Raw genomic sequence first — 25,804 nt, forward strand, 5'->3', positions numbered from 1 at the left:
ATTTATGACGGAAGTCTAATGAATAATAACAAATAATCCATTTATAAAAATGCAATTTCACAAAAAAATATTACTAAAAGAACAAATAATCAGTATGGTAAATAGTATCTCTTCACAATTTTAAGTTATCATCATTCCAAATTTACTTTTACTAATTCCATGAACATTCTTTCTATTTTTCGCTACACTCCTGAAAATACAATAAAAACAATAGCAAAAATAATTGCAAAGCTTGTAAACACTAAAAAAACAAGCGGTATGCTGTGGAAAACACGTATTAATCTTTCTATTTGCTACCCTCATTTATCTGATGAAGAACTCGAAATTTTAGCGAAGAAAAGCGTGATCAACCAATGTATAAACTATGCAGAATCTTTGAAGTGTTGGGCAATGCCAACAGATTGGAATATTAAACAAATTAAAAAGGTCCGCGGTCTAGATATTCTTAAAGATGCTTTGGCGGACCCTACAGGTGCTTTGATTATTACTCCACATTTAGGAAATTGGGAAATCATGAACCCGTGGGTACATCAATATGGCACACCAACCATTATGTACAAACCCATTAAAAATAAGACCATTGAAAATTTTGTACTCTCCTCTAGAGAGCGGCTCAATACCACTATGGTACCAACAGATGCTTCTGGGGTTAAAGCTTTATTTAAAAATTTAAAACAAGGGGGATTCAGCGTTATCCTCCCCGATCATGTTCCCGATCCTTCCGGGGGGATTGTTGCTCCATTTTTTGGAATTAATACACTTACAAGTACACTAGCCCCTAAATTAGCTCAAAAAACTAAGTGCCGATTGATTTCAATGGTATGTATACGTTCGCAAAGTGATGATGGATACAACATCTATATTAATGATGCAGGCTTACAATACCCAAAACTTTATGACCCAGATGCATACACTTCAACCGCCACTATGAATAAAGTAGTAGAAAACCTAGTTAATCAATTCCCTGAACACTATATGTGGGGATATAAACGCTTTAGAGGCTCAAAAGAAACTGAAAAACTGTACACTTTATAGTTAGGACCGTATATTTTTATCTAAGACCTTTAAAGCGCTTGTAAATTTTAAATAAAAATTTAACTTTGAGTATGCAATTTAATATAGAACTACTACTTACATAGAAATTAGTACACGTCGTTGTATAAAAGTTTCTATTTTTTCTTTTATGTTCCAATACAGAATATGCATGTTGAGCTTTTATAAAACTATGATCAATTTTCCCACCACTTTTATGTAGTAAATGGAAATCAATTACATAATTTTTATATCCCAAATAATTTGCATTTCTACAAATATCTAATCCATATAGATGGAATCCTTCCAAACCAAAGCTTGTGGATAGACTCACAGATCTATTTAAAACTAAAAAATTTTCATCAAGACTAACTACTTCTTCTGGAAAATTTCCAATTTTTGAATTATAACCATGAGGATCAGTAATTCTTAAAATTATTTCTCCATTTTCTTTTTTTCCAGCATTTCCAATTACTGCCCAATTAGGATCTTGTAGCTCCAGCTCAGCTATACACTCATCCAATTTGTCGATATTATCGAATTTAAATACAATATCCTGATGACAAAAAATTAAATATTTACCACGAACATTTTTAAAAGCTTGATTTATTCCACTAAACCCATCTTCGGAATTTTGGCCTATATTATCAATATAAAAATACTCCACATCCTCCCGATCAAAACCAGCTAATTTTGCACTTTGTATCATTTCCAAATATTCTTCAAAATTAGTAACTAAGGTACAGAAACTATACTTTTTTATAAAAGTACAAGTAGAGTCAAGTTTAGAGTAATGTGGTGTCACCTAGTAATCCCATGTATCGTATTTATAAATTTCAACTTCATCTTTATTAAATCATTAAAATATATTAATTATCTAATGATTTAATTCCTAAATATTAGATAACTCATTTAATAACAGATAAAATTTTCTTTCTCAATGAATTAAAACGGAACATATTTATCTTTCGCATAATAGATTCAATCAAACCAATTCCATATTTTGGACGTAAAAAGTTTTTTAAAATATTTATTCTTATCTCAACCTCATCTATTTTTTCAAAGTTTTGACATTCCCATACATCAAAATCATGTTTCACATCACTTAAATAAAACTTTTTTTCTATTTTATTTAAGTGGTTAACAACAAAGTCATTACGATTATATTTATATGAAATTGCTTTATATGTTGGATTCAAACACAGATAAACAGATAAAAGCCTTTCAAAAACAAATGGATAAAAACAGGCCTCCGATAAATCATATTGAGCATCATTAAAAATTTTAGTTTTCAAATTTTCATTTTCGTCAATTGTTTTCTCTAGCCTCTTAAGAAAGCATATAAAATTATCTATAAATTCTTTTTTTCCAACCCAATAATTACAATAGACTACCTGACTCTCAGTTTGGCGAGATAAAGAACTTGCTTTAAAATCTATACCAGATTTTTCAAACAATTCATCTACTATATTCAATATACCAGGATGATTAAGCTCCGACTGCTCCCACATATTCATATACTTATAAACCAACATAGGAAATGGGTTAAATAAGTAAACATCATACCCTTGATTATCGCTAATAAAGTCTTTTACCTGGTGAATTTTCAACCCTACTTTCTGCTCAAACTTTGGTGAAAATAAACCAAAATAATCATCATTATTTGCATGAACAATAAGCTCATCATAAAAGCGTATTAAATGTGCAGTTTCACGTTTTAAAAACTCAGGATTTTCCCGACAATCAAAAGTTAATAAACCTGAAGCATCTTTTGCAGCAGTGTTTTCATCATATTGGATTTGATATAAATTAATGTTCATTTCTTCTAATCTTGAATTTTGCTATCTAACTATTTGTAACCCTAATATAATACTTAGCTAATGTACAGTTTGATTTTTCAACCAATGAAACTTTCTATTCTTATTGTTAATTACAATACCGAAAAATTTATCTTAAATTTTTTAAATGATTTACATCAACAGACACTTGATCCAAGTATCTATGAAATTGTCATTGTTAATAATGTACAAAATAATATCTTAGAAAAAACTATTAACGACTCAGGATTAAAAAAGTCACTGAATATTAATTTAGTTCAATCCGAAAACAACATTGGCTTTGGTTGTGCCATGAACCTAGCTGCAAAAAATGCACAAGGTCAACATTTGCTCATCGCAAACCCTGACCTAAGAATGATGCAAAATGATTATCTAGAATCTCTACTACAACATACTAAATCAAACAAAGATTACGGTCTTATTACAACCCAGCTTATAAATGATGACCAAGAAGATAAATCTGAATTTTACGATTTCGAATTCCACGAGACATTTGGTTTTACAGATAAAATAGCTTGGTTTAGTGGAGCACTATTGCTAATCCGCACAGATACTATGAAAAAAATTCAAGGCTTTGACCCTGATTTTTTCATGTACTGTGAAGATGAAGATTTATGCTTACGCGTAAAAAAACTTGGCTTAAAACTTATAAAAGTTAATGATTTAAAAATGTATCACAAAGGTGGTTCTAGCGAGCCTTATCAAAACTATGATTTCTTTTATCGTTGGTATCGCTCTCAAATTTTATTCGCCTACAAACATTTTTCAAAGGATCAATTTGATCAACTAATTGAAAAACTTAACAAGAAATCAATTTGGAAATCCGCTTTATATAAAATTCTTAAAGTATTACTACCAACAAAACGTCATAAATTCCAATACGCTCAATGGTCTGCAATGAAAGATGTAACAAACAGAACTTTGAACGAATCTGTGGAATGGTTATACTTTAAATTATAATTGAATCATTATTCTATTGGGAAATCACTTGAAAGCTTACGATATTACGCTTTGCTTAACTATTGGCAAACGACCAGAATTACTTCGTCAAACATTAAATAGTTTGCTTTCAAAAGCTCAATTTAAGCAAATTATTGCAATAAATGATTTTCGTGATGAAGAAACCAATCAAGTTTTTAAAGAACTTTGCCCTGATGGATTACTCATCACCCTCCCCAATCAAGTTGGTCATCATAAAGCAGTAGATGAAATGTACTCAAAAGTTCAAACAGAATACATATTTCACTGTGAAGATGACTGGCTATTTGACCAATCTATCGAATTTGAAAAATATTTTGAAATACTTAAAGAAAATCCTAAAGCAACACAAGTATGCTTTCGCAAATGGACTGATTTTCCCTTTTCAGAAGAGCAAAAATCAAAAATTCAATTTATTAAGTCTTCACCACTGAACTTAGCAAGATTTGATAGCATGCATGATCAATGGCATGGCTTTACTTTCAATCCACATCTTGCCTCTATTGAATTATGGAAAAGCATGCCAAAGGGCTTTAGCGAGTTTAAAAAAGAACGGCACGTTTCACGTTGGCTTCGCGCACAACAACGTTACGTCCTATTTCTTGAAAATGGTATTTGCCACCATATTGGGGAAGATGATAGCGTTGCAAATGCTTCGAAAAAATCTTGGTTTGCAAAATGGAAAGGTAAAATTTTCGGTTAATTAAAATTTATTCGGATCAACCAAAATTTCTCTCTTCACTCCAAATCCTAAGTATTGCAATTGACGAAGACCTAAATTAATTTGGGTCTTTATTCTCCTCATTTTGAATTGTGATTTCTCATTTGTAGTTAAATCAAAATTCAATTTATTCTTTACTTGTGCAATCACAGACTCATGAATATATTTACATGGGACTTTATATTCAGGGCACTTGTCACTTTGTAATAATGCTGCAGGTTCAATTTGATAAGCTTTTAATTCATAACAACTATGAATAAACTCATCAGATAAGCCAATGGCACGTTTACCCATAAAATCTAATAAAATTTTAGCTCCAGTCGGATATAACACATACCCTCCCGTCCCACTTCGATCGATATAAATTTCAAGAAGGTTGTAGTTATTATTAGCCAGAGAATATGTCGATTTTTTTGCAACTGTTTTCTTTCGACCATGTACTTCTAAATTCACATAATCTAATTCTTTGAGTTGCATTAAATCATTTAAAATATTTTTGAAATCTTTAACTAAAATTGCATCATCTTCTAAAACAACACAAGGTTCATTATGCTCAACAATATAATCCCATGCTTTTTTATGGCTTAAGAAGCAAGCTAGTTCAGACTGTTTCAAAGGACGCTGACCACCAAAGGCTATACGCTTATATTCCTCCTCTGAAAAATCATTAATTGATATAGCTGGTAAACGCTCGAACTCCAAACCTAAATCTTTAAATTGAGCTTGTTGTTGAGCTAAACGATCTTTTGATTGATCTAAATTAATTAATAAAACTTTCATCTTTTATTCAATCTTTAAGTCGAACAAATTTTATTTTTTAAAGCTTTCAATTTATTACCCCACATTCTTTTTTGACGTGGCCAACGCTTACCTACACGCTGTCTAACTGCTGTTGAATTTACTTTAACAGCATCAATATCACTTTCAGCACCATTTGGTTGAACTAATGGAGGATAAATTGAATATCCTTTACTTAAATCTGTTAACCAACTTTGTAAAGCAACATCAATAGGCGCATTAATTTGAATCAAATCATGCTGAAATGCTTGAGCACCCTCTCGCGACCAAACCAACCCTAAAGTTAATACAGGGAAGTAATAGGCTTTTAAAAGCTGATGTTGCTCAATTTGATGCATCTGTTTGCTTAACTTGCGCTTAGTACTACCAATATTAATGAGGTACCAACCTTTTTGATTTTGCTCTAGCCATTGTACTGTCTTCTTAACTGTCGCAACTAAATCAGAAATCACTTCAAGATCATCTTCAACAACAATGACAAAGTCATAATCAGAAGCTAAAAACTCAGATACACATCGTTTATGGCTTAAATAGCACCCGATTTCAGCACCTAATAAATCACGGCCCATAAGCGCATTCGCTTGTGAACTATTATAAGATTCATACGTTTTAACATCTAACTTACGGCCATCAACAGCTGAAATACGTTCAAACTCAATATTATGCTTTTTTAACTCGGCTGATGCTTGCGCTAAACGATCAGTACTTGAGTCTAAATTAATTAAATAAACACCTAGTTTCATTTTTAATTCCATTTAGACCAATTATTGCCAAGCATCTTTAATCCACTGCGAAGGCAGCACGTAACGATACCATTTACCACCACCGCCATTAATTGCATCAGGTGGATTAATTTCACCATGAAATACAATAACCTTTACACCTTCTGGTTTTACAGGTGGCTTAAAAAACGCCATTGGAATTTTTTGTAAGCAGTGATATTTGTAACTTTTACACCAACTATCAGGCCAATACGTTTGCTTACCCTCTTTATCTACATACCAAGATAAATAAGCTTGTTCATTGCGGAATTTCTCGCGTATTTCATCGAAATTTTCACGAAAATACGGAAGTAACCCCGGGAAAGCACCCAACTTAAAACGATAAACAGAACTATTACCTGTAATACGCCAAGGACGTTTCCAATCGTGGATAATTAAAAAATCACCGGGATAAGTGAAAAACTCATCCATATTGTCTACAATCACAACATCTAAATCGAGGAATAATGCATTCCCTTTTAAACCATACAAATCCGGCTCAAATGTAGAAAGTTTATTCCAACCACGTTCAGGACTGCCTTCAGGTAATGCAAGTGGTGGAATTGGGAAGCATTGAACTTCAGGATTAATTCCTTCTGTTCTATCCGTCAAACAGACCATTTTAAAGTCAACAGTCGTGTGACGCTTTACCATGTTGTACAAACGATTGACGTATTCAGAACCATATTTAGTTCCCCACTTCATGCACAACACAATATTTTGATCTTGTTGTTCTGTTGTACTTATAACATCATCATTTTCATGTAAAGACATGCTTATAAACATCCACCTATCTAGTGCTAAACATCATATCACAGTCTTTTCGCGTTTTTATTTTTGAAATAAGAAAACCAGATTACCTATCAAATTTTCTAGAATAAAAAAGGACTCTTCCGAGTCCTTTTTTATTCTGTTTAAACTTATTTTACGTAAGTTAACCAGTGGGCATATTTAGGGTCTTTGCCTTGAACAGCATCAAAATAAGCTTTTTGAATTTGTGTTGTGATTGGACCACGTACACCTTCGCCAATTTGACGGTCGTCATATTCACGAATAGGTGTTACTTCTGCAGCAGTACCTGTAAAGAATGCTTCATCGGCAATGTAGAACTCATCACGAGTAATACGGCGCTCTACAACATCATAACCAAGATCTTTTGCAATTGTGATAATAGTTTGACGTGTAATACCGTCTAATGCACCACCAGCAACATCTGGTGTATGAATCACACCATCACGTACCATAAATACGTTTTCACCAGAACCTTGGCACACATAACCTTGTGGATCTAAAAGCATTGCTTCATCGTAACCTGAATGAGCAACTTCTTGATGCGCAAGAATAGATAATGTGTAGTTACCAGATGCTTTTGCTTTACACATTGTCACGTTAGGATGATGGTGTGTAAATGATGAAGTTTTAACACGAATACCCTTCGCCATTGCTTCTTCACCAAGGTAAGCACCCCAGCTCCAAGCAGCAACAACAGAGTGAATTGTGTTATCTGTTGCAGCAATACCTAGCTTTTCCGAACCAATAAAAATAATTGGACGTAAGTAGCAAGATGCTAATTTATTTTCACGAACAACGTCGATTTGCGCTTGTTCTAATGCCGCTTGATCAAATGGAACTTTCATTTGATAAATTTTTGCAGAATTTAATAAACGCTTAGTGTGTTCTTTTAAACGGAAAATAGCCGTTCCATTCGGGGTTTCATAAGCACGGACACCTTCAAACACACCCATGCTGTAATGCAAAGTATGTGTTAATACGTGAGTTTTCGCCTCACGCCAATCTACTAATTGTCCATCTTGCCAAATAAAACCATCACGATCAGCCAAATTCATGAAACACACTCCAAATTTTTATACACAGTCATTTTTATCCAACGCTATATTTGCAGTTGGATCAATTAATCTTTGCCACAATTTGCAAACGACCTTTCGGGTATCAAGCCAGTCCGCAGCATTCACTTGCATGGATTGATTTGCAAGGGCTAAACGGTGACTCTCGGCGCGTTCACTTAGATAAGCTTGAATCAATGCTGTCGCATCGTCACTGGATAAGTAACTTGTTTTTGCGGCATCCTCAAGGATTCGTACGTTGTCGGAGTAATGGGCGAGATCTGGATTCGACCCACTCCATGCCAATACAGCATACTGTGCCATAAATTCAATATCAACGATACCACCTGCATCCTGTTTTAAATGAAAAATTCCATCTTTTTTTTGCTCTTTAGATGATCCAAGATGGTCTTTCATTTTTTCACGCATTTTTAAAACTTCAGCACGCACATTTTCTTCATTTCGCTCGCGTGTCAAAATATCACAGCGTAATATCTCAAATTTTTCTCTTAAACTTTGTTCGCCTGCAATTGATCTTGCGCGTACCAATGCCTGATGCTCCCACACCCAAGCACTTTTATTTTGATATTGTTCAAATGCTTTTAGACTTGTAACCAACAAGCCTGCTTCACCCGAAGGACGTAAACGAGTATCGACCTCATAAACACGCCCATCCAAAGTTTGTGTTGTCATGAGTGAAACAAACTTCTGTGCAACTCGCATCGCAAATTCAAAGCCACTAATTTGCTTTTGACCATCTGTATCTGCTTGTTCATCCATATAATGAATAAAGACTAAATCTAAATCTGAACCATAACCAAGTTCAATTCCGCCTACTTTTCCATAACCAATCACAGCAAATGCAAGATGATCTAAAGAACAACGTTGTCCATCTAAACATAATGGATAACCATGTTTTTTCGCAGTAATTTGATAAGCCAAATGCAATGTTGCATTAACAGAAACTTCTGCAATATCAGTTAATGCATCTGATACTTTCATAAGCGGACTTTCAGCAAGTACATCACTTGCAGCCACTGTCAGCACATTCGACTTTTTAAATAAACGCAGTACTCGCATTTGATCTTCAACCTGATCAATTTCAATACGTAGTAATTGCTGACGCAAAGAATCTTCCAAGTCTTTACGTTTTGGTAATTCAAAATCCATCGATAAAAATTCATCAAGAAGCACAGGATAATGTGTTAGTTCCTCACAAATCCAAGGACTTACTGTTGCCATTTTAACTAGACGCTGTAGCGCACCTTTACTTTCAATGAGCATGACCAAATAAACTGTTCGACGCATTACAGATTCAACCAAAGGCATTAAGCGAACCAAAGCCATTTGCGGTTTATCGGATTGTAAAATAGCTTCAATTAAGTGAGGCCAAAACATTTTTAAGCGCTGAACAGCTTTTGCAGGAAGTTTTTTCAAAGCATGCCCATGCCAAAATTCATAGACTAAATTCTTGGCATTTTCATCTAAAACTTCATCTAATTGTTTTTCAATTTGAGCAAAGCTTTCAACTAAAGGATCTACTTCTTTTTCTTTAATTAAGTGCTCAAATTGATAAATGACTTTTGAACGCTTTGAATTTAAGACATGAAGAAAATCTTCCCAAGATGAATAACCTAAGGTTTCAATCATTCGGGCACGTTGATCAGGCTCTGTTGGTAAAGATTGTGTTTGTTGATCGTTTAAAGCTTGAATCGCATGTTCTACACGGCGCAAAAATAAATAAGCATCTTCAAGCTCTGCAACAGCTTGCTCATCAAGTAAACCAACCTCACCTAAATGATGCAGACTCACTAAACATTGACGATCTTGCAGTTCTAGTTTCGATCCACCATAAATAAGCTGAAAAACCTGAACAATAAATTCAACTTCGCGAATTCCGCCTGCACCAAGCTTAATATCATCTTCAATATTACGACGCTGAACTTCGCGTTCAATCATCGCTTTCATTTCGCGCATGGCTTCAAAAGCTGTGTAATCGACATACTTGCGGAACACGAACGGACGTGTCATGGCAAGCAAATCATCGCCATCTTCACCACCTGTCACAATACGTGCTTTAATCCACGCATAGCGCTCCCATTCACGACCATGTTGGCTCAAATATTTTTCTAAAGCGACATGACTAATTGCAAGTGCAGAGCCATCGCCCCAAGGGCGTAAGCGCATATCAACACGGAATACAAATCCATCTGCGGTAATGTGATCGAGCAAATAAATTAATTTTTGCCCCCACAAAATACAAAATTGCTGAACATCAATACATTTACGACCATTGGTTTCGCCTTGCTCATCAAAGGCAAATATCAAATCAATATCACTTGATAAGTTAAGTTCTTGAGCACCATGTTTCCCCATCGCAATTACAATAAGGTCTTGAACTTTCCCACCATAACCAATTGGTTCGCCATGTTTAGCAATCAATGCTGTTCGAGCATAATTTTTAGCAGCACAAACAGCTAAATCTGCAAAGTCTGACAGTTCTTGAGTCAGTTGTTTAACATTGGTTAGTTGGTTTGCATCTTGCCAAATCCAGCGAAACATAAGACGTGCGCGTAAAATACGAATTACGCGCATCCACTGATTTTCATCTGTTATTTCATTTAAAGATTCATCGACAATATTGGCAATTTGCGTGCGACTTAAAGGCTTGAAAAATGCATCAAAAGCATAATCATTTTCTATTAATTCTTTATGCTTTTCTAAAACGAGTTCAGCATATTGACTTGCGCGTAATGTTTTATGCAGTTGTTCCGAGTTCATTCCCAAACCTGAAGCCTTATATTTTTATTATTTATAGCAGTACTCGAAGCAAATTGGGAAAATAATTGGTTGAATATTTATTTTTATTCTTTGAGCTTTATGCCGCCAAAGCAGATTTTTTATTTTTAGGCAAAGATACTTTAAATGTTGTTCCTACACCCTCTTTTGAAGACACAGAAATTGCTCCATGATTTAAATCGACAAAGCGCTTGCATAATACCAATCCTAAACCCGTGCCTTTTTCACCTGAAGTTCCACGAATACTCACTGTGAAATTAGGGTCAAATATATTCTGCATTTGCTTTTCATTCATACCCAGCCCCGTATCTTGAACATAAATATGAACATATTGTTCATCTTCATCAGCACTCATAATGACTTTGCCATTGCCATCGGTATACGTGAATTTTAATGCGTTAGATACCAAGTTTTGAATAACTGATGTGATCATATTGATATCTGCATACACTTTTAAGTGTGGCGATACTTGACTAATAATTTCAATATTTTTCTTAGCAGCTAAACTTGCAAGAACATTTTGAACAATGGTTGTTAATTGTGTTAAATCGAAACAAATTGGGTGATAAACAAAACGCCCACCTTCTGCCATTGCCCACTGCAATAAATTTTCTAATAAGTTGTAAGTAGACTGTGACGTTTCCAATAAATATTCAGAAATATCTTGAACACCGTTTTCATCTAAAGTATTTCGCTCATGCGCCAATACATCTGCAAAGCCCATTAGACCATGAAATGGTGCTCTTAAATCATGTGCAATAATTTGGAAAAATTTCGTTTTACTCGCATTTAATGCAGATTGTTGCTCACACATTTCTTTAAGCTCTGCATTTTCAAGGCGTAACTTAATAATATTCACTAAACTTTGTACAAACTCTAAAACTATTTCTAATTGTTTATTTTCAATAATATCTGAACGCTCATCATATAAAACCACATGACCAATAGATCGCCCTTCGTACTTTAAACTCATGGTTACAAAGCGTTTATGCTCTACACCACGCACTAAAATATATTCTGAAACTTCTTTATAATTAGGATGATTTTCATCTATATAGGCTTGATCTAAAAAAAAGTGCTCATACTCTTCATGTGGTTGCGCCAAAAATGCATGGCATTTACCATCAGATTCAAGCCAACCATAAGGCTCATATTTAAAAACTAAAATCCCAAAATCCATTTGCAGCATACCGCATGCAAATTTCAAAAATTTAACAATTTGATTTTCTTCAGATAAAATACCCAAAAGCAGAGACAAACGACATGCGCCAAGCTGTTCAGTTTTTTCGCCTATTTCTAGTAATTCTAATTTCATACAGGCCCTACAGTCTCTTATGGATGTCCGAATCACTGCTACGATATTCACGAATAAAAAATAACAAAATATTACACATTTAACAAGACAAATGAGAAGATAACCATAAAAATGAAGAGTAAAGCACAGTTAAATAAACTAGATTTGTAATTTTATTTAATTATCAAAATAATCATTTTGATTAACGCTTATATAAATTTTAGTTTGTGAAAACTATAAGAAAGTTTGAATGAATAGTTTCGCTTAAAATAACACACCAAATGAATAATTTATCAATCTTTAATCTTCAAAACCACTTATTTCAGACAATAAAAAAAGGCTCTAAGTCTTAATGTGCTTAGAGCCTTTTTAGGTAGATGGTCCCGAGGGTCGGACTCGAACCGACACATCATCTCTGATAGTGGATTTTGAATCCACCGCGTCTACCAATTTCACCACCTCGGGATGCGGCTATATTACTCCGTTTCAAAAACTTGTCAACGCAAGTTTAAAACAATTGTATATTTTTAAATCAGTCTTATTTTTTTTGACTTATAATCACTCAATATCATCTATAAAACTTAAAAAAGCATATACTAAGCACAGTTTTAATATATGTGTTTGCTCTAATTAATCATGCAACTTTCCGACTTTAATTTCGATCTCCCAGATGAGCTTATTGCTCGCTATCCACTTGAAACTCGTAGTGCTTCTCGTCTTTTGCACTTAGATGCACAAGGTCAACATCACGACCTACATTTTACCAATATTCTAGATTTACTAGAGCCTGGTGATTTGCTAGTTCTTAATGACACAAAAGTAATGAAAGCACGCTTAAAAGGTAAACGAGCAAGTGGCGGTGCAGTTGAAGTTTTAGTCGAACGCATGCAAACACCTTTTGTTGCACATTGCCACATTAAAGCAAGTAATTCACCTAAAGCAGGTGCAGAATTATTTATTGGTGTAGATGAAGTTAAAGTGACTGTAACAGGTCGTCACGAAAATCTATTTATTGTTGAATTTTCTCAACCTATTTTAGATGTGCTCGATAAATACGGAAAACTTCCAATTCCACCATATTTTAATCGTGAAGCTGAAGACATTGATACAGCACGCTATCAAACTGTTTTTAATGATCCTACAAAACTTGCAAGTGTTGCAGCACCAACAGCAAGCCTACACTTCGATGAAGAGCTTTTAAGTCAACTTGAAGCAAAAGGCATTAATAAAACATTTGTGACTTTGCATGTAGGTGCAGGCACGTTCTTACCTGTTCGTACTAATGACATTGAAAACCATATTATGCATAGCGAATGGTGTGATGTATCAGATACATCAATGCAACTTATTAAAGAAACCAAAGCTCGCGGTAATAAAGTGATTGCTGTAGGTACAACAGCAACTCGTGCAACAGAAAGTGCGGCTCAAGCAAATGGCGGTGAGTTAAAAGGTTGGACTGGCGATACTCAAATCTTCATTTACCCAGGTTATGAATTTAAAGTAGTTGATCGTTTAATTACAAACTTCCATTTACCAGAATCTACCTTATTAATGTTGGTTTCTGCACTTTCAACGCAAGAAAACATTTTGAAGGCATATCATCATGCTGTGGCAGAAAAATACCGTTTCTTTAGTTATGGCGATGCCATGCTAGTTGATTCCACAGCAACGAAGTAGTTCTAATTATGCCTATAGATAGTGTTAGACACTCAATCCACATTCGCAGAAAAAAGAATGCGGTTGTTTTTAACAATATTGATAGGCTTAAAGAATTAGGTCGTCAAGCACGTAGCCATCAAGACATACTTGATGGCTTACACCCTTGGAATGCAAATCACACATTAAAGTTTGATAATAAACTGCCCCTCTTATTAGGTATTTTAGGCGCAATATTATCTCTTGCCATTTTTATATCACCCTCAAACATATGGGCACAGTTTTGTTTATTTGCAGGATGTTCGGCAATTTTTTGGTCATATATTACCTATGAAGATAACGAAGAGATTCAAAGCGTCACTTCATATTTAGAAAAAACCATAATTGCAAAAAAATATCAGCTCGAATTTAACAGACCGCCTCCATATCTTGGGCATACAATTAATGCTCATTTATTTACAGTATATTTAAAAAATCTTTTCCCTATTTTTAACCGTGGCTATCATTCGAATAATATAGATTCCTATGCCTCAACAACTTGGATTGATCATCAAGGTATTGAGCGCTCTGTTCTCATTTTTTCATATAGTTACGTAACCGAAGCTATAGAAAAACAACAACATGGTGTGACTCTAAAAACAACTGAAATTGAAAAAAGGCTTTGGGGTGCTTTCATTTTTAATATCGATATTCAGGGATTAGCAGTCACATCTATCTCTAAAAAATTTAACTATCCTTATTTGCATGAATGGCAAAGTAACTATATTGCAGCAAATAGAAAAATCGATTTCTTTGGCACAAGCGACATGCATTTAGCAAAAACACTAACGCCTGTGCTTACGCTAAAGCTTGCTAACTTTTTTAATCATCAAAATGGCGAATTGCTCTTTCACCCAGATAAAAATGTAATGTGTTTTATGGGCGCGAAAAATCTATTCCAAATTTCTAAAAATGATAAAACTGTTGAAGATATCTCTGCTTTACGTGGTCATTTACGTACATTTAAATTACCGCATTTAGAGCAACTACAACGTGATTTAATGCTCTTCTTAACTAAAGATTAAAACAAGGAATATATTATGGGGATGATTATTGTTTTATTGGTTCTAATTACAATAACTGTAGCTATTATTATGATTAGAAATAATATTGTAAGACATCATAATGCTTCAATTCGGGCTTGGTCAGATGTAGCAACATACGAACGTCAAAAAATAAAAGTATTAGATGATTTAGCACCTCTAGTTGAACAATATTCTAGCTTTGAAAAAGGCACTTTAGAAAAAGTAACTGAATTACGTCAAAACATTTTGAACCTCAACTTAAATACAAGTGATGTCTCTCAATTACAACGTGTTGAAAGCTTAAGTAAAGAATTAATGCGTAACTTAAATGTTGTTGTCGAAAATTATCCTGAATTAAAAGCCAATGAACTTTATCTAAAAATGATGAGTGAAATTGAAGAACAAAATGACAATGTTTCTGCTGCTATTACCATCTTCAATAGAAATGTTGAGCTGTTCAATAATCATATTCAAATTTTCCCAAACAATATTATTAACACTGCAACACTTGGGAAAAAGAAGCTTCGCCCATTTAGAGATAATCAAGCTTCTCAAAGTTTCGATTATCGTCCAAATTTTTAACAAGCCACATTTATTTCAATAAATGGTTTATGACAGTAACTTTAGATTTTCATAAACAAAAATTACAGAGTTAAAACTCGATAAAGCTAGCGTTTCATACAAGAATCTAGGAAAATATTGGACTTTTAGCACATTTAATCAGCGAACTGTTTTTTCGCCATGATTTGGACATTTTATGAAGTTTGAAAAATTAGGGCAGTCGGGCCGCGCTCGACGTGGTCGTTTGACCCTAGAGCATGGTGTTGTTGAAACACCAATGTTTATGCCTGTTGGAACTTACGGTACCGTAAAAGGTATGCTCCCACGAGATATTGAGGAAATTAAATCTCAAGTTATTCTTGGCAATACCTTTCACTTATATTTACGCCCTGGTTTAGATGTAATCCGTGAACACGGCGGCTTACACGGTTTCATGAAATGGAATAAACCTATTCTTACGGATTCAGGCGGCTTCCAAGTGTTTAGTCTTGGCGCTATGCGTAAAATTAAAGAAGATGGCGTAACGTTCCGCTCTCCTATTGATGGTTCAAAAGTTTTCCTTTCACCAGAAATTTCAATGGATATTCAACATACATTGAATTCTGACATTGTAATGATTTTTGATGAATGTACGCCTTATCCTGCAACTCGTGAAGAAGCGCAAAAATCTTTGCAACTTTCTTTACGTTGGGCAAAGCGTTGTAAAACTCAACATCACGATGTACTGAAAAACCGTAATGCCCTATTTGGTATTATTCAAGGTGGTATGTACGAAGATCTTCGTGAAGAATCACTTAAAGGTTTGCTCGACATCGACTTTGATGGCTATGCAATTGGTGGTCTTTCAGTAGGCGAACCTAAAGAAGAAATGATTAAAGTATTGGATTATCTTCCTGAGCAAATGCCAGCAGATAAGCCTCGTTACTTAATGGGTGTAGGAAAACCTGAAGATATCGTAGAAGCTGTGCGTCGTGGTGTCGACATGTTCGACTGCGTAATGCCAACGCGTAATGCCCGTAATGGTCATTATTTTGTGACTGATGGTTTGGTTCGTATTCGTAATGCGAAATATCGTCATGATCAAAGCCCGCTTGATGCACATTGCGATTGCTACACATGCACCAACTTCACTCGTTCGTATTTATTCCATTTAGAAAAATGCGGTGAAATGCTTGCCTCTATGTTAGGGACGATTCATAACTTACGTTATTATTTGCGCCTTACAGAAGCAATGCGTGATGCTTTAGATAACGGTACATTTGATGAGTTTGTAGCAGATTTTTATGCTCGTCGTGGCTTAGAAGTTCCACCTTGTCCGCAAGATTAATATTTCAGTGTTTGCGCTGAAGAAAAAGACAAGGTAAATTGCTTACAAGTTAATTTATTATCATGTAGTTAATTACAGTTTTTTAATTTAGGAAAATCAAATGAGTCTTTTCATTTCTACTGCTCATGCAGCGGGCGAAGCTGCACAACAACCTAGCTTAATTGCTAACTTAGGTATGATTGCTGTATTCGTTGCAATCTTTTACTTCTTAATCTGGCGTCCTCAATCTAAACGTGCAAAAGAACACCGCGCGTTAGTTGAAAGCTTAGGTGTTGGAAGTGAGGTTGTATTTGCTGGTGGTCTTATGGGTAAAGTCCTTAAGATTGAAGGCGACTTCGCTGTTATTGAATTGAGCCGTGGTGTTGAAGTGAAAATTCAACGTGCAAGCGTGATTTCAGTTCTTCCTGAAGGCACATTAAATAATCTTTAATCAAAAATTAGTCGTGCGATTCGCACGACTTTTTTCATTTTAAGAAGAAAATAAATGCGTTACCCAGCATGGAAATATCTACTAATTCTATTTGTTCTTGTGATTAGTACATTATATGCCCTGCCAAGTTTGTATCCAGATGAACCTGCTGTTCAAATTTCTGGTGCCAAAGCTGGTACCCAAATTGATCAAAGCATCATACAAAAAGCAGAGCAAATTTTAAAAAGCGAAAAAATTGCCAGCCATGACAATAGTTTCACCAATAACGCGGCATTGTTACGTTTAGATTCATCTGAAGCACAATTAAAAGCAAAGGATGCATTACGTCGTGGTCTTGGTGACAATTATGTTGTTGCTCTTAACCTCGCGCCTACAACTCCAGAATGGCTTCAAAAAATTGGTGCGAAACCAATGAAGTTAGGTCTAGATTTACGTGGTGGTGTTCATTTCTTACTTGAAGTAGATATGGATAAAGCCATCAGCCAGCGCATGGAAACGTCATCAACTGATTTACGTCGTCAATTCCGTGATAATAAAATTAAGTTCAACAGCCTTTCGCTGAATAATAATGTCATCACAGTTCAATTCGCAGATAATTCAGATCGCGATGCAGCTGCAGATTTCTTACGCAGAAATGGCAATGAATATACGCAACAAGCTGTTGCGACGACTGACGGTTCAACTTTACGTCTTACTTATACAGATGTACGTAAACAAGAAATTCAGTCTTATGCAGTGAACCAAAACTTAACAACGTTACGTAATCGTATTAACGAGTTAGGTGTTGCAGAAGCACTTGTTCAAACCCAAGGTAGCAACCGTATTGTGGTTGAATTACCGGGTGTGCAAGATACTGCTGAAGCAAAACGTGTATTAGGTCGTACTGCAAACTTAGAATTCCGTTTGGTATCTGACTTAAATGATCAACACATCGACCCATATACAGGTCAATTGAAAGATCAAGCACCTCCAGGTACTGAAGCGTTTGCTTTCCAATCATTGGATAGCGGTCGTCAATTATTGCTTAACCGTAGCCGTATTTTAACAGGTGAACGTGTTCAAAATGCATCTTCAGGCTTTAGCCAAGATTCAGGCGGAGCAGAAGTTAACATCACCCTAGATTCTGCGGGTGGTAAGTTAATGTCAGATGCGACACGTAATGCTGTCGGCAAACGTATGGCTGTTTTGTTCATTGAGAACAAACAAAAAATTAGCTATGTTCAAGATCCTACAACTGGCGCACAAACTGAAGTACGTACGCCATATACAGAATCTGTCGTGATTAATGCTGCAACTGTTCAAGCAGTATTAGGTTCACAGTTCCGTATTACAGGTCTAGATTCTCCTCAAGAAGCAGGCGAACTTGCATTGATGTTACGTGCAGGTGCTTTAGCTGCACCAATGTACTTCGTTGAAGAACGTGTTATTGGACCAAGCTTGGGTCAAGAAAACATCGATAAAGGTGTTCTTTCTACGCAAATTGGTTTCTTACTTGTTGCTATTTGGATGGTGGTTTTCTTCCGTCTATTTGGTTTAATTGCAAACTTTGCGCTTGTACTTAACCTTGCCATGATTTTAACGGTTATGTCTTGGATTGGTGCTTCCCTCACCCTACCAGGTATTGCAGGTATTGTGATTACCATTGGTATGGCGGTCGATGCCAACGTACTGATTTGTGAGCGAATACGAGAAGAAATGAAGTGGGGTGCATCGCCAAAACAAGCCATTGTGGCAGGTTATGACCGAGCATATAACACCATTTTCGATTCTAACTTAACGACATTCCTTGTTGCGTTTATCCTATTTGCAATCGGCTCTGGTCCAATTAAAGGATTTGCCGTGACTTTAATGATTGGTATTATTTGCTCAATGTTTACTGCAATTACAGTAACACGTGCAATTGTCCAAATCATTTATGGCAAAAAACGTAACTTGAAAAAGTTGAGCATTTAGGAGATCGATGATGACTGATAATACTCAACTAGATTCAAAAAAATACGGCCGCCCTGAAGAAGAACGTATTATTCCATTTATGAAAGTTGCGATGCCTATGGCATTAATCTCAATTCTCATTACAGTGGCAAGTATCTTCTTTATTGCAACCAAAGGTCTAAACCTTGGCTTAGACTTTACAGGCGGTATTGCTGCCGAACTGAACTATGCTAAACCTGTACAAGCGACTGATGTTTCTACTGCCCTAGCAAAATCTGGTTTCCGTGATCCTGTTGTACAAACACTAGGTTCAAACCGTGACTTGATGGTGCGTATGCCAGTGCAATCAGAAATGAGCGCAGAAGACCTAACCAATGTCATCAACAAAGCGGTACAACTTCCTGATAATGCTGCTGTTGTGCATAAAATTGATGTTGTAGGTGGTCAAGTTGGTAATGAGCTTTATATTCGTTCTGCTGGAGCGGTCGCTTTAGCTTTATTACTGATGTTGGTTTACGTTACTGTTCGATTCGAATTTAAACTTGCGATGGGTGCAGTACTTTCATTGTTCCACGATATTGTGGTGACTTTGGGTATTTTCGCTATGATGCAGTGGCCATTTGACCTTACTGTTCTTGCGGCATTACTTGCGATTATTGGCTTCTCTCTCAACGATAACATCGTTGTATCTGACCGTATTCGTGAAAACTTCCGCAAAATTCGTGGCGCTTCACCATTAGAAATTATCAATATTGCATTGACTGAAACCTTACGTCGTACCATTCACACTTCTATGACCTTATTGCTTGTTGTTATTGCAATGATGTTGATGGGTGGTGATGGTCTAAAATGGTTCTCTGTTGCCATGTTTGTGGGTGTCTTTGTAGGTACATATTCATCTATCTACATTGGTACAGCATTCGCCTTATGGCGTGGCATTAACCGTCAAGATTTCATTGTGCAAGTTAAACCAGAGTTTGATGAAGAAGAAGTTCAATAATCTATTCTTTTTAGAACTCAATAAAAAGCCCATCACATGATGGGCTTTTTTAATGCTGATGAATGTGTATTTGAGGTAAATTAAAACCTTTACAGGACTGCTCTGATCGCCAAGCAACCGTTAACACAAGATGAGCAAGCTGATAATTTTGATAAGCAAACGTCCCTATTTCAGGGTGATAACACATCCCGCCATTTTGTTCAGCATGAACTTGTGTATCGAACTCATTTAAATTAATTCGAATACCTAAACCGGCTGCTTTAAGTACAGCTTCTTTGGTTGTCCAAACCTTAAACCAGTATTCTTTTTCTTGTTCTAAACTATTCCAAATCGCTAATTCATTCGAATGAAAAGCATGCTTTGCCAATGCCTCAAAACGTACTTTTCGATCTAAATCTTCAACATCTACCCCTACATCTTGAATGGAATGGCTGAATGCCAAAGCATAATTTTTTTGGCTGTGACTATGATTAAAGTTTAATTCTGGATAATTTTTTAAATAAGGTTTACCAAACTCTGTCGATATAACATCTTCATTTTGAATTTCAGTATTTAATTGATGAGATAAATATTGATTACGCTGAACGTAAATTTGCTCTTTTTTATAATAGTTATAAGAGCGAATATCTGCAAAATTGGTTTTATCTAATGGAGCAAGCTGAGCCAATGAATGCACATGAATGGTGATCAATTTATGTTTATTCATTTGCCCAACTCAGCTTTCAACTTAGAATTTTACGATGTCGCCTTTTAATGCAACACCCGCAATTGCTGTACCTTTATGGCATTCATACGTTGTTGTACTTTTTGACGTGTTCGCTTTGTAATAACTGACAAGATTGGTTACAGCATTTGCACCGCGTGATTTTGCTGTATTTTGGAATTGAATCAGTGCTGAACGCAATGCATGATCACATGCATTTTCAGCAGATTTCGCAAAACCATTGGTCTTTTTATTTGTCACTAAGCCACGGTCAATCACTTTACCACCAGAGCGTGTGCCTGCTAAATAGAACTTTACAGAACCATCTAAAGTTCCATCAGCCACTGCTCGATCAACCGCTTCTTTAAAGTTAAAGTTATGTGCTTCATCTGCTGCTTGCGCTGAAGATATCCCAACCAAACTTAAGATTGTTGCAAGATAGATATTTTTTAAAGACATGATATTTCCCTCTAATTTTTTATTTTCAATCATCAACGTGCTTTCGCCAATTGAACATATACATATTTATCTAATCTTAATTTCCAAGCCATCGCATTCTTATGAATGACATCGCCTCTTTGATTTAGGTTTCGACTATCTGTAATTTGTGAATAAACTTGGCTACCGTTAATGAAATATGTCACTTGTAAATAATGACGACCATGAGTAAAACCTGCCGTCACTTTATTTTGATCGGACTTTTCAACATACCAACCTGCTCGTGTATTTCGTTCAACAGCAGCTCTAATATTTTGTTCAATATCTGATGCTGTTAAATTTCCACGCGCAATCATTTGCTTTTGTGGATATGCAGATATTCTAACTGCATGACTACACCCAACTAGAGTCAATATACTTAGCCCACAAACCATTGTCAAAATGGCTTTATTTAATTTCATTGTATGCCCCCACACACATGTTTATAATCACTTTTTAAAAATTAAAGATGTATTAATTCCGCCAAAGGCAAAGTTGTTGCTCATAATTATATTGGCTTGCATTTTTCGTGCTTCCCCAACGATATAATCTAAATCGCCACATGCTTCATCAACTTCATCTAAATTTAAGGTTGGCGTAAATTCATTACGTAACATCATTTCAATACTGAGCCATGCTTCAAGCGCACCACAAGCACCTAAAGTATGTCCAAAATAACTTTTTAATGAGCTAATTGGTTTTTTACCTAAAATTCGAGCTGTAGCTTGAGATTCTGCAATATCACCTTGGTCTGTAGATGTACCGTGTGCATTCACATAATCAATTTGGTCTGCTGTAACTTGTGCATCTTTTAATGCTAATTGCATACAACGTCCCATCATTTCTGAATCTGGACGTGTTACATGTTGACCATCTGTATTGCTACCATAACCAATAATTTCTGCATAAATTTTTGCACCACGTGCTTTAGCATATTCATATTCTTCTAGAATTAAACAACCTGCGCCTTCACCAACCACTAAACCATCACGGTTTTTTTCAAAAGGTCTTGGTGTTTTTTCAGGATGATCATTCTGCGCACTTGTCGCAAGTAGTACATCAAATACAGCCGAACCAGCGGCACTCAGCTCTTCAGCACCGCCTGCAAGCATCACTTTTTGTTTGCCATACTTAATGGCTTCGTATGCCTGACCAATTGCCATTGAACCTGAAGTACATGCACTTGATGTTGGTAAAGTTAAACCTTTTAAACCGAAATACACCGTCATATTCACAGCACTTGTATGTGACATCATGCGAATATAAGTTGTCGCATTGAGTTGATTCATGTTGTTTTCTAACAACATTGCACCAAATTCACGAACAGCATTGACACTACCTGCCGATGAACCATAAGCCACACCAGCTTCACCACTTTTTAAAATTGGGTCATTTAGTAAGCCTGCATTTTCCAATGCTTTTTCAGCACAAATCACTGACATCAGCGCAACACGCCCCATCCCTCGTGTGATTTTACGATTAAAATGACTTGGCACAGTAAATGATTCTACAGGACCACCTAATTTACTGCGTAAGTCTGAATAAACTTCCCAATCGGGCATATAGCGAATACCACTTTTGCCTTGATGGAATTGTTCAAAAATTTGATCTGCAGTTTCACCTAAAGATGTGATTCCCGACATTCCTGTAACAACAACGCGCTTCATTAGATTAATCCCCCATTCACTGAAATGACTTGGCGAGTGATATAACTTGCATCATCGCTACATAAAAATTTAACCACTTTAGCCACTTCTTCCACTTGCCCCATTCTTTGCAGTGGGATCATTTTTAAAGCATGTTCTTTGACTTCTTCTGTCACCATTTCGGTTTCAATTAAACCTGGTGCAACACAATTGACTGTAATTTTTCTTTTTGCTAATTCAAGCGCTAAAGCTTTTGTTGCGCCAATTAAACCTGCTTTTGCAGCGCTATAATTTACTTGACCTCTATTTCCCATGATTCCCGAAACAGAAGATAAAGTCACAATACGACCACCTTGTTTCAAACGAATCATTGGCATAACAAGTGGTTTTAATACATTATAAAAACCATGTAGAGATGTATCTACCACATGATCCCAATCTTCATCTGTTAATGTAGGAAAGGCACCATCACGTGTCAGCCCTGCATTTAATACAACACCATAAAATGCGCCATGGTCTGCAACATCTTGTTCTAATATTTGAATAATATTTTCACGATCATTTACATCAAACATTAATACATGGCTATTTTGCCCAAGTGATTTTACTTCTTCTGCAACTTGTTCTGCTTCTTGTTGTCTTGATCTTGCATGTACGGTGACATCAAAACCTGATTTAGCCAATTCAATTGCAATTGCCTTCCCAATACCACGGCTTGATCCTGTCACTAAAATTCTTTTATTCACGTTAACTTCCCAATAATTTGATCAATTTCTTGTGGTTCATAAACACTTAACATTGCATTAATTTGATGTTCTTTATAGTCAATTTTACATTGAAATTGCCCCAAACCTTCATGTAAATAAGTTTGTTCTATATGGATTCGAATCACATCATCCAAAGCAAAAAAAGGTACAGGAAGTTGCATTTTCCGTGTACCCAATAAAAAACCTATTTTAGGATTTGAACCCTTTTGACTGCCTTGAAATCCTGCATAAGCACTGACTGTTTGCGCCATGATTTCAATACTTGTCCACGTTGGTAAACCTTCAGGCTCACAAAACATTAACTCTGGTGTAATACGTAATTCCGCAGTCGCTTGAGTCTCATTTGCCTCTATCAGATGATCAACAAAAACCATCGGCTTTTCATGCGGAATAAACTTTACTGCATCCATCATTTAAAACTTGTCCCCAAAATCACACTAATATTGCTACCGCCAAAAGCGAATGAATTGCTCATTACATATTGAATAGGTTTTTCTAGACTTACATCTAAAACATAATTTTGATCATCTAAATCGGGATCCAAAACACCTGAATGATGTAAAGGCAACCATGTTTGATCGAGTAGAACTTGTTGACAAATATAAGCTTCAATCGCACCTGCCGCACCTAAGCAATGTCCTGTTTTATGCTTAGTACTACTGAGTGGCACATCAATATTTTCAAAAACACGACGAACAGCTTTAATTTCCATGGCATCGTTTTGCGGTGTAGATGTGCCATGCATATTTAAATAGCCAATATCAGAGGCTTTTAAGTTCGCCATATCCAAGGCTTTTTGCATCGCTTCTGCGGCACCTTTACCTTCAGGATGCGGTGCTGAAATATGCCAAGCATCCATAGACTCGCCCGCCGCTAAAAACAGAACAGGTGCTTGATCTTTAGATATTAAAAACAATGCTGCTGCTTCACCAATATTAATTCCATCTCTGTTTTTACCACAGGGTTGGCAAATATCATGTGACAAGCTTTCTAAGCAATTAAAACCATTTAAAGTCAGCTGACAAAGTGTATCTACACCGCCAACAAGCACAGCATCGACCAAGCCTGCGTTAATTAAACGCTGACCTGCCGCCATCGCTTTTGCACTCGAAGAGCATGCTGTAGAAATAGTATAAGCAGGTCCACCCCAACCTAAATATTGTTGTAGATCTTTCGCTAAACTGCCCATTTCTTGTTTTTTATGAACAACTTCAACATCTTCTTTATGGCGAAAATGCTGTTTCAATGTTGCTTCGTTATCGGCAATACCTGAAGTGGACGTTCCAATCACAACACCTAAACGAACTTTAGAAAACTGTTTTGTATATTCACGTACATTCGACTCAATTTTTTGCAATGCTGTCAGTGCAAATCTTAAATTTCGTGAATCTGAATTTTTCAAACTTTCTGGAACATCGCCAACAAGCTCAGATGTATAAGCTCCCACCCACACTTTTTTTTCAGCAATATATTCTGAGCATTGGGTAAATGTATTCACTTGTGTCGTCAATGCTAGCTTCATTTGCTCAGTATTTTCACCTACAGCAGATAAGCCCACACTAAATTGAATACCTACAGCAGGATGATCTACACCAATTTTATTGTGCATCTGAATCCCCATCATTTTCCAAGCTTTCATCTATTGAGCTAATTACCATTTGATATGGCACTTGTACATTATTTAACGCAATAGAATCTGCTTGTTTTACAATCTCTAAAACAGCATGTTGCTGAATAAATACTTTTTGTGTTGAATCTTGAGTTTCAACACGAATTTGTTCACCTTGCAACTTAGCAAAATTGGGATATGTCGCATAAAGAAGATCACGTACAACATATTCAAATGGCAATAACTTCATTTGATTAATACGCTGTTGTACCTCAACCTTTTTACCGTCAAAACTTAATTTGAAAAGCTGTTGCCCCGTTAAACTTAAAGCAACCATTTCCAAGTTTTGCCCCTTTTGTTGTTGATATAACAAAAAGCTAAAACTGTGCTTATTCCATTCAACTTCAATTTGGTCTTGGCGTTGGTAAGATTGAGCCACCCAACTTGGCGTAACCAAACCTTGAGCAGATGGAATAAATGATTGGCAAGCACTACAAAGCAATGCGGTTGCCAACAAAGTTGCTATAAGTTTCAAACGAGGCTTGAAGTACATTTCTGTCCTTTTCT

The 25,804-nt window shown here is 35.8% G+C and carries 26 protein-coding genes and 1 tRNA gene; 10 read left to right on the forward strand and 17 right to left on the reverse strand.

The annotated features are described in order from the left end of the window. Positions 1-159 precede the first annotated feature (159 nt). A complete protein-coding gene (locus tag A6M14_RS09045; RefSeq protein ID WP_152874624.1) occupies positions 160-1,035 on the forward strand; it encodes a lysophospholipid acyltransferase family protein in 876 nt (291 codons plus the stop codon). Between the two features lie 16 nt (positions 1,036-1,051). Here the strand turns inward: A6M14_RS09045 and A6M14_RS09050 are convergent, their stop codons facing one another. Together A6M14_RS09050 and A6M14_RS09055 are read right to left on the reverse strand one after the other, a co-directional pair. Continuing rightward, a complete protein-coding gene (locus A6M14_RS09050) occupies positions 1,052-1,837 on the reverse strand; it encodes a glycosyltransferase (RefSeq protein ID WP_152874625.1) in 786 nt (261 codons plus the stop codon). 103 nt (positions 1,838-1,940) lie between these two features. Continuing rightward, positions 1,941-2,852, reverse strand: a complete 912-nt coding sequence (locus A6M14_RS09055; protein ID WP_152874626.1) for a hypothetical protein — start codon at positions 2,850-2,852, stop codon at positions 1,941-1,943. An 84-nt stretch (positions 2,853-2,936) separates the two neighbouring features. On the opposite strand from A6M14_RS09055, the gene A6M14_RS09060 reads away from it, so the two are divergent. Together A6M14_RS09060 and A6M14_RS09065 are read left to right on the forward strand one after the other, a co-directional pair. Then, positions 2,937-3,830, forward strand: coding sequence for a glycosyltransferase family 2 protein (locus A6M14_RS09060; RefSeq protein ID WP_152874627.1), 894 nt, complete (start codon positions 2,937-2,939; stop codon positions 3,828-3,830). A 28-nt stretch (positions 3,831-3,858) separates the two neighbouring features. Then, positions 3,859-4,551, forward strand: coding sequence for a glycosyltransferase (locus A6M14_RS09065; protein WP_152874628.1), 693 nt, complete (start codon positions 3,859-3,861; stop codon positions 4,549-4,551). Here A6M14_RS09065 and A6M14_RS09070 read toward each other — a convergent pair whose 3' ends face one another. From A6M14_RS09070 to A6M14_RS09100, 7 genes are all read right to left on the reverse strand, one after another. Further along, on the reverse strand, positions 4,552-5,349 hold the full coding sequence (locus A6M14_RS09070; protein WP_152874629.1) for a glycosyltransferase family 25 protein: 798 nt from the start codon (positions 5,347-5,349) through the stop codon (positions 4,552-4,554). It abuts the gene before it with no gap. A gap of 14 nt (positions 5,350-5,363) precedes the next feature. Further along, the gene (locus A6M14_RS09075) at positions 5,364-6,110 is read right to left on the reverse strand and encodes a glycosyltransferase family 25 protein (RefSeq protein WP_171500269.1); all 747 of its coding nucleotides are present in this window, start codon (positions 6,108-6,110) and stop codon (positions 5,364-5,366) included. A gap of 21 nt (positions 6,111-6,131) precedes the next feature. Next, positions 6,132-6,902, reverse strand: coding sequence for a glycosyltransferase (locus tag A6M14_RS09080; protein ID WP_152874631.1), 771 nt, complete (start codon positions 6,900-6,902; stop codon positions 6,132-6,134). Between the two features lie 146 nt (positions 6,903-7,048). Then, complete coding sequence (locus A6M14_RS09085; RefSeq protein ID WP_152874632.1) at positions 7,049-7,975, reverse strand: branched-chain amino acid transaminase; 927 nt, start codon at positions 7,973-7,975, stop codon at positions 7,049-7,051. 18 nt (positions 7,976-7,993) lie between these two features. Further along, positions 7,994-10,753 carry a bifunctional [glutamate--ammonia ligase]-adenylyl-L-tyrosine phosphorylase/[glutamate--ammonia-ligase] adenylyltransferase gene (glnE, locus tag A6M14_RS09090; protein ID WP_152874633.1) on the reverse strand — a complete coding sequence of 920 codons (2,760 nt, stop codon included), beginning with the start codon at positions 10,751-10,753 and terminating at the stop codon, positions 7,994-7,996. Between the two features lie 97 nt (positions 10,754-10,850). Then, a complete protein-coding gene (locus tag A6M14_RS09095; protein WP_152874634.1) occupies positions 10,851-12,086 on the reverse strand; it encodes a sensor histidine kinase in 1,236 nt (411 codons plus the stop codon). Between the two features lie 357 nt (positions 12,087-12,443). Then, a tRNA-Leu gene (locus tag A6M14_RS09100) sits at positions 12,444-12,530 on the reverse strand. Positions 12,531-12,701: 171 nt separating this feature from the next. Here A6M14_RS09100 and queA point away from each other — a divergent pair. From queA to secF, 7 genes are all read left to right on the forward strand, one after another. Beyond that, entirely contained in the window at positions 12,702-13,742 is a 1,041-nt protein-coding gene (gene queA / locus A6M14_RS09105) for a tRNA preQ1(34) S-adenosylmethionine ribosyltransferase-isomerase QueA (protein WP_152874635.1), read from the forward strand. 8 nt (positions 13,743-13,750) lie between these two features. Continuing rightward, positions 13,751-14,785 carry a hypothetical protein gene (locus A6M14_RS09110; protein ID WP_152874636.1) on the forward strand — a complete coding sequence of 345 codons (1,035 nt, stop codon included), beginning with the start codon at positions 13,751-13,753 and terminating at the stop codon, positions 14,783-14,785. Between the two features lie 15 nt (positions 14,786-14,800). After that, positions 14,801-15,367, forward strand: a complete 567-nt coding sequence (locus tag A6M14_RS09115) for a LemA family protein (RefSeq protein ID WP_152874637.1) — start codon at positions 14,801-14,803, stop codon at positions 15,365-15,367. A gap of 175 nt (positions 15,368-15,542) precedes the next feature. Then, positions 15,543-16,673: a tRNA guanosine(34) transglycosylase Tgt gene (gene tgt, locus A6M14_RS09120; RefSeq protein ID WP_152874638.1), complete on the forward strand. Its 1,131-nt coding sequence runs from the start codon at positions 15,543-15,545 to the stop codon at positions 16,671-16,673. 100 nt (positions 16,674-16,773) lie between these two features. Next, on the forward strand, positions 16,774-17,103 hold the full coding sequence (gene yajC / locus A6M14_RS09125; RefSeq protein WP_152874639.1) for a preprotein translocase subunit YajC: 330 nt from the start codon (positions 16,774-16,776) through the stop codon (positions 17,101-17,103). A 54-nt stretch (positions 17,104-17,157) separates the two neighbouring features. Continuing rightward, on the forward strand, positions 17,158-19,056 hold the full coding sequence (secD, locus tag A6M14_RS09130) for a protein translocase subunit SecD (protein ID WP_152874640.1): 1,899 nt from the start codon (positions 17,158-17,160) through the stop codon (positions 19,054-19,056). 7 nt (positions 19,057-19,063) lie between these two features. After that, positions 19,064-20,035 carry a protein translocase subunit SecF gene (gene secF, locus A6M14_RS09135; protein ID WP_171500270.1) on the forward strand — a complete coding sequence of 324 codons (972 nt, stop codon included), beginning with the start codon at positions 19,064-19,066 and terminating at the stop codon, positions 20,033-20,035. 49 nt (positions 20,036-20,084) lie between these two features. On the opposite strand, the gene A6M14_RS09140 is transcribed toward secF, so the two are convergent. The 8 genes from A6M14_RS09140 to A6M14_RS09175 are packed head-to-tail and all read right to left on the reverse strand — an operon-like array spanning position 20,085 to position 25,790. Beyond that, entirely contained in the window at positions 20,085-20,741 is a 657-nt protein-coding gene (locus tag A6M14_RS09140; protein WP_152874642.1) for a 4'-phosphopantetheinyl transferase family protein, read from the reverse strand. A 21-nt stretch (positions 20,742-20,762) separates the two neighbouring features. Then, complete coding sequence (locus A6M14_RS09145) at positions 20,763-21,197, reverse strand: excinuclease (protein WP_152874643.1); 435 nt, start codon at positions 21,195-21,197, stop codon at positions 20,763-20,765. 32 nt (positions 21,198-21,229) lie between these two features. After that, complete coding sequence (locus A6M14_RS09150) at positions 21,230-21,637, reverse strand: hypothetical protein (protein ID WP_152874644.1); 408 nt, start codon at positions 21,635-21,637, stop codon at positions 21,230-21,232. A gap of 27 nt (positions 21,638-21,664) precedes the next feature. Beyond that, complete coding sequence (locus tag A6M14_RS09155) at positions 21,665-22,882, reverse strand: beta-ketoacyl-ACP synthase (RefSeq protein ID WP_152874645.1); 1,218 nt, start codon at positions 22,880-22,882, stop codon at positions 21,665-21,667. Further along, the gene (locus A6M14_RS09160) at positions 22,882-23,607 is read right to left on the reverse strand and encodes a 3-ketoacyl-ACP reductase FabG2 (RefSeq protein WP_188110885.1); all 726 of its coding nucleotides are present in this window, start codon (positions 23,605-23,607) and stop codon (positions 22,882-22,884) included. The genes A6M14_RS09155 and A6M14_RS09160 overlap by 1 nt, the downstream gene beginning before the upstream one ends. Continuing rightward, positions 23,604-24,041 (reverse strand): hotdog family protein, encoded by a 438-nt coding sequence (locus A6M14_RS09165; RefSeq protein ID WP_152874646.1) that lies wholly within the window; start codon positions 24,039-24,041, stop codon positions 23,604-23,606. The genes A6M14_RS09160 and A6M14_RS09165 overlap by 4 nt, the downstream gene beginning before the upstream one ends. Then, positions 24,038-25,237 (reverse strand): beta-ketoacyl-[acyl-carrier-protein] synthase family protein, encoded by a 1,200-nt coding sequence (locus tag A6M14_RS09170; protein ID WP_152874647.1) that lies wholly within the window; start codon positions 25,235-25,237, stop codon positions 24,038-24,040. Before A6M14_RS09170 ends, A6M14_RS09165 begins: the two co-directional genes overlap by 4 nt. Beyond that, on the reverse strand, positions 25,227-25,790 hold the full coding sequence (locus A6M14_RS09175) for a DUF3261 domain-containing protein (protein ID WP_152874648.1): 564 nt from the start codon (positions 25,788-25,790) through the stop codon (positions 25,227-25,229). Before A6M14_RS09175 ends, A6M14_RS09170 begins: the two co-directional genes overlap by 11 nt. Positions 25,791-25,804 lie beyond the last annotated feature (14 nt).

Source organism: Acinetobacter portensis, from assembly GCF_009372215.1.
In the GTDB taxonomy this organism is placed as follows: Bacteria; Pseudomonadota; Gammaproteobacteria; order Pseudomonadales; family Moraxellaceae; genus Acinetobacter; species Acinetobacter portensis.

Excerpts from the sequence above, each read along its gene's own strand:
- A6M14_RS09140 (WP_152874642.1), bottom strand. The coding sequence starts at position 20,741 with ATGAATAAACATAAATTGATCACCATTCATGTGCATTCATTGGCTCAG.
- A6M14_RS09115 (WP_152874637.1), top strand. The coding sequence starts at position 14,801 with ATGGGGATGATTATTGTTTTATTGGTTCTAATTACAATAACTGTAGCT.
- secD (WP_152874640.1), top strand. The coding sequence starts at position 17,158 with ATGCGTTACCCAGCATGGAAATATCTACTAATTCTATTTGTTCTTGTG.
- A6M14_RS09165 (WP_152874646.1), bottom strand. The coding sequence starts at position 24,041 with ATGATGGATGCAGTAAAGTTTATTCCGCATGAAAAGCCGATGGTTTTT.
- A6M14_RS09075 (WP_171500269.1), bottom strand. The coding sequence starts at position 6,110 with ATGAAACTAGGTGTTTATTTAATTAATTTAGACTCAAGTACTGATCGT.
- A6M14_RS09070 (WP_152874629.1), bottom strand. The coding sequence starts at position 5,349 with ATGAAAGTTTTATTAATTAATTTAGATCAATCAAAAGATCGTTTAGCT.
- tgt (WP_152874638.1), top strand. The coding sequence starts at position 15,543 with ATGAAGTTTGAAAAATTAGGGCAGTCGGGCCGCGCTCGACGTGGTCGT.
- A6M14_RS09095 (WP_152874634.1), bottom strand. The coding sequence starts at position 12,086 with ATGAAATTAGAATTACTAGAAATAGGCGAAAAAACTGAACAGCTTGGC.
- A6M14_RS09060 (WP_152874627.1), top strand. The coding sequence starts at position 2,937 with ATGAAACTTTCTATTCTTATTGTTAATTACAATACCGAAAAATTTATC.
- A6M14_RS09170 (WP_152874647.1), bottom strand. The coding sequence starts at position 25,237 with ATGCACAATAAAATTGGTGTAGATCATCCTGCTGTAGGTATTCAATTT.
- queA (WP_152874635.1), top strand. The coding sequence starts at position 12,702 with ATGCAACTTTCCGACTTTAATTTCGATCTCCCAGATGAGCTTATTGCT.
- A6M14_RS09055 (WP_152874626.1), bottom strand. The coding sequence starts at position 2,852 with ATGAACATTAATTTATATCAAATCCAATATGATGAAAACACTGCTGCA.
- glnE (WP_152874633.1), bottom strand. The coding sequence starts at position 10,753 with ATGAACTCGGAACAACTGCATAAAACATTACGCGCAAGTCAATATGCT.
- A6M14_RS09045 (WP_152874624.1), top strand. The coding sequence starts at position 160 with ATGAACATTCTTTCTATTTTTCGCTACACTCCTGAAAATACAATAAAA.
- yajC (WP_152874639.1), top strand. The coding sequence starts at position 16,774 with ATGAGTCTTTTCATTTCTACTGCTCATGCAGCGGGCGAAGCTGCACAA.
- secF (WP_171500270.1), top strand. The coding sequence starts at position 19,064 with ATGATGACTGATAATACTCAACTAGATTCAAAAAAATACGGCCGCCCT.
- A6M14_RS09145 (WP_152874643.1), bottom strand. The coding sequence starts at position 21,197 with ATGTCTTTAAAAAATATCTATCTTGCAACAATCTTAAGTTTGGTTGGG.
- A6M14_RS09080 (WP_152874631.1), bottom strand. The coding sequence starts at position 6,902 with ATGTCTTTACATGAAAATGATGATGTTATAAGTACAACAGAACAACAA.
- A6M14_RS09110 (WP_152874636.1), top strand. The coding sequence starts at position 13,751 with ATGCCTATAGATAGTGTTAGACACTCAATCCACATTCGCAGAAAAAAG.
- A6M14_RS09085 (WP_152874632.1), bottom strand. The coding sequence starts at position 7,975 with ATGAATTTGGCTGATCGTGATGGTTTTATTTGGCAAGATGGACAATTA.
- A6M14_RS09155 (WP_152874645.1), bottom strand. The coding sequence starts at position 22,882 with ATGAAGCGCGTTGTTGTTACAGGAATGTCGGGAATCACATCTTTAGGT.
- A6M14_RS09150 (WP_152874644.1), bottom strand. The coding sequence starts at position 21,637 with ATGAAATTAAATAAAGCCATTTTGACAATGGTTTGTGGGCTAAGTATA.
- A6M14_RS09175 (WP_152874648.1), bottom strand. The coding sequence starts at position 25,790 with ATGTACTTCAAGCCTCGTTTGAAACTTATAGCAACTTTGTTGGCAACC.